Annotated in this window: 7 protein-coding genes; all 7 read right to left on the bottom strand. The window is 38.0% G+C overall.

The window, feature by feature from the left end:
* Positions 1 to 388: 388 nt before the first annotated feature.
* Entirely contained in the window at positions 389 to 1438 is a 1050-nt protein-coding gene (locus ICN34_RS07440; protein WP_216121751.1) for an NAD(P)-dependent oxidoreductase, read from the bottom strand.
* Between the two features lie 2 nt (positions 1439 to 1440).
* Positions 1441 to 2889: an FAD-dependent oxidoreductase gene (locus tag ICN34_RS07435; protein ID WP_216121749.1), complete on the bottom strand. Its 1449-nt coding sequence runs from the start codon at positions 2887 to 2889 to the stop codon at positions 1441 to 1443.
* A gap of 351 nt (positions 2890 to 3240) precedes the next feature.
* Positions 3241 to 3588, bottom strand: coding sequence for a multidrug efflux SMR transporter (locus ICN34_RS07430; RefSeq protein WP_216121747.1), 348 nt, complete (start codon positions 3586 to 3588; stop codon positions 3241 to 3243).
* Positions 3588 to 4133 carry a YdcF family protein gene (locus tag ICN34_RS07425; RefSeq protein WP_216121745.1) on the bottom strand — a complete coding sequence of 182 codons (546 nt, stop codon included), beginning with the start codon at positions 4131 to 4133 and terminating at the stop codon, positions 3588 to 3590. The genes ICN34_RS07430 and ICN34_RS07425 overlap by 1 nt, the downstream gene beginning before the upstream one ends.
* Positions 4133 to 5158, bottom strand: coding sequence for an NAD(P)-dependent oxidoreductase (locus ICN34_RS07420; RefSeq protein ID WP_216121743.1), 1026 nt, complete (start codon positions 5156 to 5158; stop codon positions 4133 to 4135). Before ICN34_RS07420 ends, ICN34_RS07425 begins: the two co-directional genes overlap by 1 nt.
* Before the next feature lie 30 nt (positions 5159 to 5188).
* A complete protein-coding gene (locus ICN34_RS07415) occupies positions 5189 to 7054 on the bottom strand; it encodes a hypothetical protein (protein ID WP_216121741.1) in 1866 nt (621 codons plus the stop codon).
* A gap of 15 nt (positions 7055 to 7069) precedes the next feature.
* Positions 7070 to 8533 (bottom strand): UbiA family prenyltransferase, encoded by a 1464-nt coding sequence (locus tag ICN34_RS07410; protein WP_216121739.1) that lies wholly within the window; start codon positions 8531 to 8533, stop codon positions 7070 to 7072.
* Positions 8534 to 8606: the final 73 nt, after the last annotated feature.

The raw sequence follows: 8606 nt of genomic DNA, 5'->3' as shown, positions 1-8606 counted from the left end.
AAGTATTGAAGGTCAAGCGCCGCGCCATCATATTAACCCCAACAAGATTCGCAAGAATAGCAACCAAAAAAACTCCGGTTTTATCAACTTAATCTAATCATGTGTCGCCCTAAAACCTATGAAGGCAGTATAGCTTGGTCCATATTAGAAATTTTTCAACATCACCTACCCTGCCCGCTCCAGGGATAACTAAAGCTCTGAAACTCTTATACCAATAAAATCCCGATATAAGAGTGGCAACCACAGTAAAGTATCCATTGAAGCCTCCATGGTTATTTAGCCACAGAACATAAGCGGAAGCTTTTCGGAGATATTAACCTAGCAGAAAAAAGTTTTTGAAAAGTTAGGCTTAGGGCAATTACTTTTCAGTATATTCGGCTACCCACAATCAGATTGTTTGCCCATTAGTTAGGCACCACTCCACGCTACGCCTCATACCTTCTCTCAACTCTACTAAAGGCTCATAGTCTAGTATCGTCTGTGCTTTATGGATATTGCATGCAATTGTCATATTCATTTCGGATAAGACATGAAATTTTTGATTGTAAAGCCCCAAAGATTGGAGTGTGCTGTCTGCAACCCTAGCAATATCTGAGACCATAGATGGGAACTGTAATTGCCTAGGGCTTACTTGTATTCCAAAATCTTCTCGTAAAACTTCTTTTACTGTGCTAATTATCTCCACAATGGTGTAGGGTGTTTTATCTGCCAACCAAAAAACCTGGTTTGCCGCTTTCAAATTTTCGGCTGCAAGCAGCACTCCAAATGCTAGAGAATCAACATAACCCATTGAGCGACGATTCAAACCATTGCCTATGATGGGAAATCTACCTTCTTTAATCATCGTAAAGAAAAGAGTTTGCCGAGGGGGCTGGCCGGGCCCATAAAACCATGGGGCACGCAGCACTACAACCTCGGGACCTAAGCCGCTTGCCATGTGTTCAAGCAGCAGTTTTTCCATTTGCATCTTGGATTTACCATACCCCATGTAAGGGTTGTAGGGCGAACCTTCATTAAAGATATCCTCAGGAGAGAGATTGCCTCCAAAAGGAGAGTTTGAAGACATGACAACCATACGTTTAATTCCATGAAGCTTAGCCATTTCTAAGACTTGCCGGGTGCCTTTGACATTAACAGAATTAAACCTCTCGGTCCGCCCTGGGGGATGAATAATTCCCGCCATATGAATGAGCACTCCGTCACTAGCGCCTCGCATTAAATCCTCTAAAGCAAAGACATCATTTACGTCTCCGCGAATAATCTCTGCATCTAGCATATGTAAGTCGATCGCATTCTCTCCTGCGGGGACCAGGCAACGTATTCTTTTTCCACCCTTACCAAATGCGCCCAACTCTGGCATACCCCGAGTTAATGCAAGCGCTACTCGGCGACCTAACCAGCCACTAGCGCCAGTCAAGACATACTGCGTTGAATTCATGTCTAACCCCTTAATTTTAAAAAGTGCTGCACATTGCGTTCGGCAATCGCCATAATGGTGGCCTGAGGATTAACTCCTGGTGCCTCGGGAATCAAACTGGCATCAGCAATATAAGTATTTTCTAGATCATAAATCTTGCCAAACGAGTTAGTGGCACATCGCTCTTTATCCCCCCCCATAGGACAGGAGCTGAAGATATGGATAGTAAAGGGATTGGCATTTGCAGGAAGATTTTCAATTAAAGGATCTGCAGTTATGAGTTGATCCCTGCGCCAACCGGAATGTCCTGTTATGGAAGGAAAGATCTCAGTTGCGCCAGCCGCAAAAAGCAGCTGAGAGAGGGCCAACAAACCACGCCTCAGCAAATCCCAGTCCCGTCCAGTTAACTTAAATGTTACCAAGGGGTCACGTAGACCGGCAATAGAATAAATTCGCCCAACTCCTTGAGCGCGAATCATCGCATAGTAAATAGCACAATGATCTATCTCAGCCTCTAAATGGGCTCGATGTTGCCAGTCTTCAGCTAGAGACATGCCAAAAAATCCAGGCCTAAAAACCGAGCACCCCAATCGAATATCGGGCATAAATTCAGTCACTGCATGGGGAGCAAGGACATGTTTATGGGCTTCGATTAATTGTGGAAAATGAGCTAATGCTTTTAAAGTTGGATGTAGACGCAATGTACGACCGATATTCTTTTTTATTCCACTGCGTAATAAAAGTGCTGGTGTATGCACCGCACCAGCAGCAATAAAAATATCCTTAAAAAAAACGATTACGGAATGCTTTCGACCATGCACATCTTCCGCAGTTGCTTTTATCGAAATGGCTTGCTTACCTTTGAAAATAATTTTATTAACTCGGCATTCCGAAACTAAACGCAATCCTTGCGTCAACGCTTTTCTTAATAAAGTAGCAGACATGGATCGCTTACCGTGAGCATCATCTGACCGCTCTAAGGCGCTTACTTTCCAATTTAACGCTGCCGCCCCATTTATCATTAACTGAGATAATGGATTGGGTGGACCGCTATTAATTCTTGCATTAATTGCTTTGATGGCCTTATCGTAATAGGGCGCTAATGCAGCCCCCCCAAAGTCTTGGATATCATAATCTTTAGCCCACTGATCCAGGAGATTGCCCGGAGTTCGCTGAATGATTGCGCTATTAATCTCACTTCCCCCGCCAACGCACCTACCCTCCGCATACGAGACTGGGGTACGGCCTAGGGCAGCAGTAAGTCCATTATTACGCCAAAACTTCTGCAAGCTTTTAGCTGAGCTTATGGACTGAGATGAATCTGAGGCTGGGCCCTCTTCTAGCATGAGAACATCAAGTCCATGAGCCACTAACTCACACGCAGTAACGGCGCCCCCGGGGCCAGAGCCAATGATCAGCACATCACATTCGAATGTAATGGGCTCAGAAATGCGAAAACTTTCAATTCCCATTATCGATTCTGAACCAAAGGATGCTCGAAGTAGGAAACCAAAACTAGGGAGCGGTAAAGCCGTATCAACGCCTCAAAAGGTCGCCCAAAACCACACCACATCACTACAAATTTATCACGTTGGTCCGGCGATTGACGCCTGAAAGGCCTTCCTTGAAAAATAAATGCCGTAAAGTGGAATATTTTTTGAATATGCCAAAGTGGTATAGCTAAAGACCAAGGCATCAGGAAGAAAGCGCGGTCAAGATAGGCGCATATGTCGTTAATGACTTGAATTCTATTTTCATCTGAAAGATTTGAACTACTTGGCAAGGAAAAAACGACTAGCGATCTACAGGGCCTATAAGTAAATCTATACATAAGCTATGAACCAAATACCTACGGCCACCAGTAGCATTCCAAAAACCTGCCTAATTGACGGCATCTCACCGAAATACAACACTGAAATACAGTTAACGATTAAGAGACTTCCGCCAACAAGCGCCGGATAGGCAGATGACAAGGGTATGCTGCGCAAAGCCTGCGCATAAAAAAGTAAATTGGCCCCAAAGAGTATTATCCCCGCAATAAAAATTGGGCTGTAGTAAATGCTTAGCTGATCGGCATATGCGCCAGTGCTAGATTTTTTAATTAAGATGTTTGCACCCCCATTAGATAGAATGGCGGCACCCAAACAAACCCATGCAAAAGTTTTATTCATCAATTTATGTTATTAGCAGGCCTAAAAAAATCGTAAATAGTGGCGAAGAATTCATAGATTATATGAAGACGACGCAAGCGATAGTACTTTAAACGTGGCACAATTTGCTCGAATTTCGGTATTTGATATTGAACGGGACAGCAACTTACAATTGGGAAGTTTTCCTTGCGAAAACAAATCACAGCACGACGCGCATGATGAGTCGCAACAACTAAAATAGCAGGGGGAGTTGGCCACATACCATTTTCCTCAAGCCAAATCCTTAAAAGAGCAGCATTGGCACGTGTATCAATATAGCGTTCAACGGATGTTGGAAAACTTATGGATTCAACTTGGTTTTTTAGCAAGTATTTACAAGCAGCCTCTTGTTCACTGACATCCCCCCCAAAAAAATTGGCCGGAGCTAGTATGATTTTTTGATCTCGAAAATTCTTAACGACCTCATCTAGTACAGCCCGGAAAACAAAACTAGGTTTTGGCATTGCCTTACGTCTCTCAAGATCATACGCTAGACCATCTGGAACAACAATAACAATTGGCTTCATCAAGAAATTGCTTTGAGCAGCTTTAATATCCCTTGTTTTACTGGTTTCTTATGAGCAGAAGAACCTTGCTTAATCTTACTGGCATCAAAATGCCCTAAAAACCAATCATAACTCTCGGTCATCATACGGCGATTGCTATAAGCAGGGCTATAACCTAGGTCATTAAATGCTGGCATAGAATCAAAAAAGAAAGGTTTATGGTAAGTCAAATAATGCCAAGGACTGAGCGGGGAAAGGCCAAGTGTATCTAGCAATTTTAATGACCCTATTGTGGGCCCAATAGGCAAGCTTTTCACTTTAGAACCAGTATTGGCATATTCACACAAAAATTTTAAATCATCGTATAGGTTACCAAATTCCAAAGCCCCTATATTAAAAGCACCGGATTTTTGTAATAGGCAACTATTGATACTTGCATCCGAGATATCATCAACATGAGCAAATTGAAAGGGGTGATTTCCACTGCCAATAATGTAAATATTAGCCCCATCACGAATCCAATCAAAGAGGATCTCAAATATGCCTAAACGCCCGGTTCCAATAATTGTTCGTGGACGCACAATAGAAGACTTAAGACCACATTTCATTGCTTCAAAAACTAAGTCCTCACCAGCTTTCTTTGCCCGACCATAAATCTCAATCGGCTCTCTAGGAGTGTTATTTGTAATGGGCATATCATCAGGACATCCAAAAATTGCACTAGAGGACATATGGCAAAACATTTTCACCTCCGCCCTTTGAGCCTCCTCTAGGGCAACACGTGTACCATCAACATTTACTTTCCAATAATCACTTCCAGCCTTAGCTAGCGGAACTAACGCTACGTTATGATGAACATACTCCACATTCGTCATGGCTTGCCTTACGGCCACGCGATTATTAATATCAGCCTCAATGAACTCAATACCTTCAGGCAAATCGTCCGCCTTCCATAGATCAAGGACCCGAACATTCTCGCCCCTTGCGTGCAAACGACGAGCAATATTTGAGCCTAAAAAACCAGAACCACCTGTAACTAAATGCAAAATAATGCTCCTATATAGAACTTCATAAAATTAACATGGGTAAGAGATTGAGGGGACCGAATTTACTGAATCTCTTAACCTTTTTAGGTCATAAGGCCTCTTTCCAACAACTCCATAACCCATTTTTTTCAACTTATTTAATACACTTTTTGTTCTATCATGCCTGACTAAAAAAGCAACGGGCCAGTCCCCACCATTTAGTATCAAAAAATCATAAGAAGCGAAAACATCCTCCATGTTTCCCAACATCAAAGCAGAGGGAGAGGTATGGTAGCGCTCGCCAAAAGCCTCCTCTACAGTATTAAAATTATTTTCATTACTAAAAACAGTAAACCAATATGGCCAAAATAAGTCAGGTTTATCAATTAAAAATAAATTACTATTATTTTTAATTCTCATACCATTACAAGTTTTCGATTTTGCGATTTTTGGATTGGTATAACCCCAGTAATCAATAATATGACGATCCTTAATCATAAATCCAAAAGTATTCATCTCCGTTGTACCAATTTGCAAATTAGTACCTTCCACTATTTTTTGGGAAAGATTGCCTGCAAAAACAGCCCAGTGCCTATTGGACCAATTCCCGGGCTGGTTTGGAAAACTGCTCAACATAACGGTTCGATCTAACAAACCAAATATAGCAAAGCATATTAATGCCATTGGAACAATTATCAATCCACGGGGAGATTCAATTTTAATTGCATCTAAAGTAAAGCCAAAAAACAAAAAAATCATACATATAAATGGTGCTATATAACGATTATCTATATTTCCAGAAAATCCGACTACATTTGAAGAAATAAAATAGAAAATAACAAATGGAAAGCATAGAATGAATATGGATAATATATAAAATCTATGTGATTTATCTACTAAATTTTTAAATCCAAATAACAATGAAAATAAAAATGTTATATAAGAAAATATCAGTAAATACTGTTTAAGTCCACCATCATTGAAACCCAAAATTATCTTAAATAGTGCAATCTTACTATTTTCCCAAATATACTGAATTGTTCCAATTAAAACTCCCCCTTTAAAGCTAATGGGGTTGGGAATAATATGACCATAATAAACGTATGCACTAACAAGTATAGATAATAATGAGATTGTTGGGATCAAAAAGAAAACAAAAATTTCTCCTAAAAGTTTTTTGCAATTGCCTAATTTCTTGAATTCTGAAAAAGCCCATGCTGCAGAGGAAATATATGCCCAAATTATTCCGTCTGGCCTTGTCAGGGGAATTATTGCGATAAATAATAGAGTTAATTTCCTGCTCTTATTAATTGCAGCGATTATGGATAGCAAAAAAAACATTACAGTTAAACTGCTTCCAAAACCATTGGCCAATGGAGCAATAATTGCAGCTGAAACTGATAATGAAATACCAAATAACAGTCTTGGTAAAGGACTTAAATTTTTAACCTGATAAAATATAATGTATACGATTATTAAACTAAAAAATAATGCAATAAAATAATTTCCCCATACCAAACTTTGCAATGAATTTGCAAATGGGTAATGCAGTAAATAAAAAATATACTCTATAGTTCCATCCACTGCTTCAAACGGGGACATAGAAAATTGATTAAAATTCTTTAAATTATAAGTGTGCTCAAGATTAACAAAAACTTCATCCGATTGATTAAAAAACATTGTAAAAAAAACTATATATAGAATAGTCAAAATAAATGTATCAATTAATCTACTATTACAAAAATTAAAAAATTTATTACTATGATAATTAAAAATTGATCTGATGGAAATAATACAGGTTAATAACAATCCCATTGCATAAAAAATATTTAAATAATAATATTGATTCCATAATATTTCATATGGGAATATTATGGAATCAATATTATTAAATTTTCCTACTAATTCATATATCATCTACTTTTCCCTAAATTAGAATTTACAATATTTAGCCATCAATACTACCGATACAATAGTAGCTGCAAATAACTGGCTAAATCTATCCTTTAATGCAAAAACTACAGGATCATCATGCATTTCACCTCGATGTGATATTAACCAGATCCTTGATACCCACATTAATAGCATAGGGCAAACCAGCCAAATTACTTCTGGAGACTTATAAAGTGATGCTGTATGAACATCTTGAATATATAGAGCAAGAACTAAAACTGAAATAAACCCAGCAGAAACACCCATACTTGATACAACCTCTAGGTCATCCGTAAGATAGCCTCGACCTTTTATTGCCTTATCACTCCCAATATCATGGGCTGACTTAATTTCACTAAATCTCTTTATGAATGCTAAGCTGAGAAATATAAATATTGAAAATGTTAAAAGCCAAAAGGAAAGTGGCACACCAGTGGCTGCGATTCCAGCAATAATACGAAGTGTATATAAAATTGCTAATGCTAGAACATCAATAATAACCAATTTCTTTATATAGAAAGAATATAATAGTGTTAAAAAAAGGTAGCACAACTGAATATAAATAAATGATTTTGGTAAAAAATTAACTGAAATAGCAAGCCCAAATATCAATAAAATGGGCCATAGCACCCACCCCATTAATATACTTAGGTCTCCTGATGCAAAAGGTCTATTTTTTTTACTGCAGTGGTATCTGTCATTTTTTAAATCAATTAGATCATTTAATACGTATGCACTTGATGCTGTAAGACAAAATACTATAAAAGCAATCATTGTTTGAAATAAATTGATTGGATTGCCATATTCTTGCGCTGCAAATAATGGTATAAATATCAAAATATTTTTTATCCATTGATGCGGTCTCAATACCTTAGTAATAGATTTTCCTATGAATGGTCTATTATCTTTTAAGACCTCAATATCAGGTTTTATTTTCTTCAATTCAAAAATAAATCTAGGCGAAGGGTTTACTACATAAGCTGTATTGCATACCTCCCAAATTGGGATATCAGCTCTTTCGTTCCCTACATAATCAAAACCCCCAACACCATATTTTTCTATTAATAATTCTTTCTTTTTAATTCCTTTTAAATTGATCTTTTGGCTCGACCCGAATATTTTTTTAAATATCCCCAAATAACCACCCACTGAAAGTGCTAGCAAATCTGTGCTTGCTGTTATTAAAATAATTTCTCTTCCTAAAAAATGCTGCTCTTTTAACCAGCTCACTATGCTTTTGTTATATGGTAACAAACTAGCATTAATTTCGCTAAATACAGCCAATTTCTCCTTAAGTATTGTCCTTCCCTTAAATAACCAAATTAATACCTTAAATATATGGATTGGGTTTTTTAATATAAATATATTTGCGGTTTCGAGAAGAAGATCGGTCCTAATAATTGTGCCATCCAAATCAACGGCTAATGGCATGAATGCGTCTTGATTCTTTGTATCATCTTTCATAATCTGGACTTTTAACTTATAGTAATTTGAAAATTTTAATCATCATGAATATTAATATAAGCTAATATTTTTC

Origin of the sequence: Polynucleobacter sp. Tro8-14-1, from assembly GCF_018881655.1 — a bacterium.
Lineage (GTDB): Bacteria > Pseudomonadota > Gammaproteobacteria > Burkholderiales > Burkholderiaceae > Polynucleobacter.
Note: the sequence above shows the minus strand (reverse complement) of the source record. Positions and strands in the feature narration are given on the sequence as shown.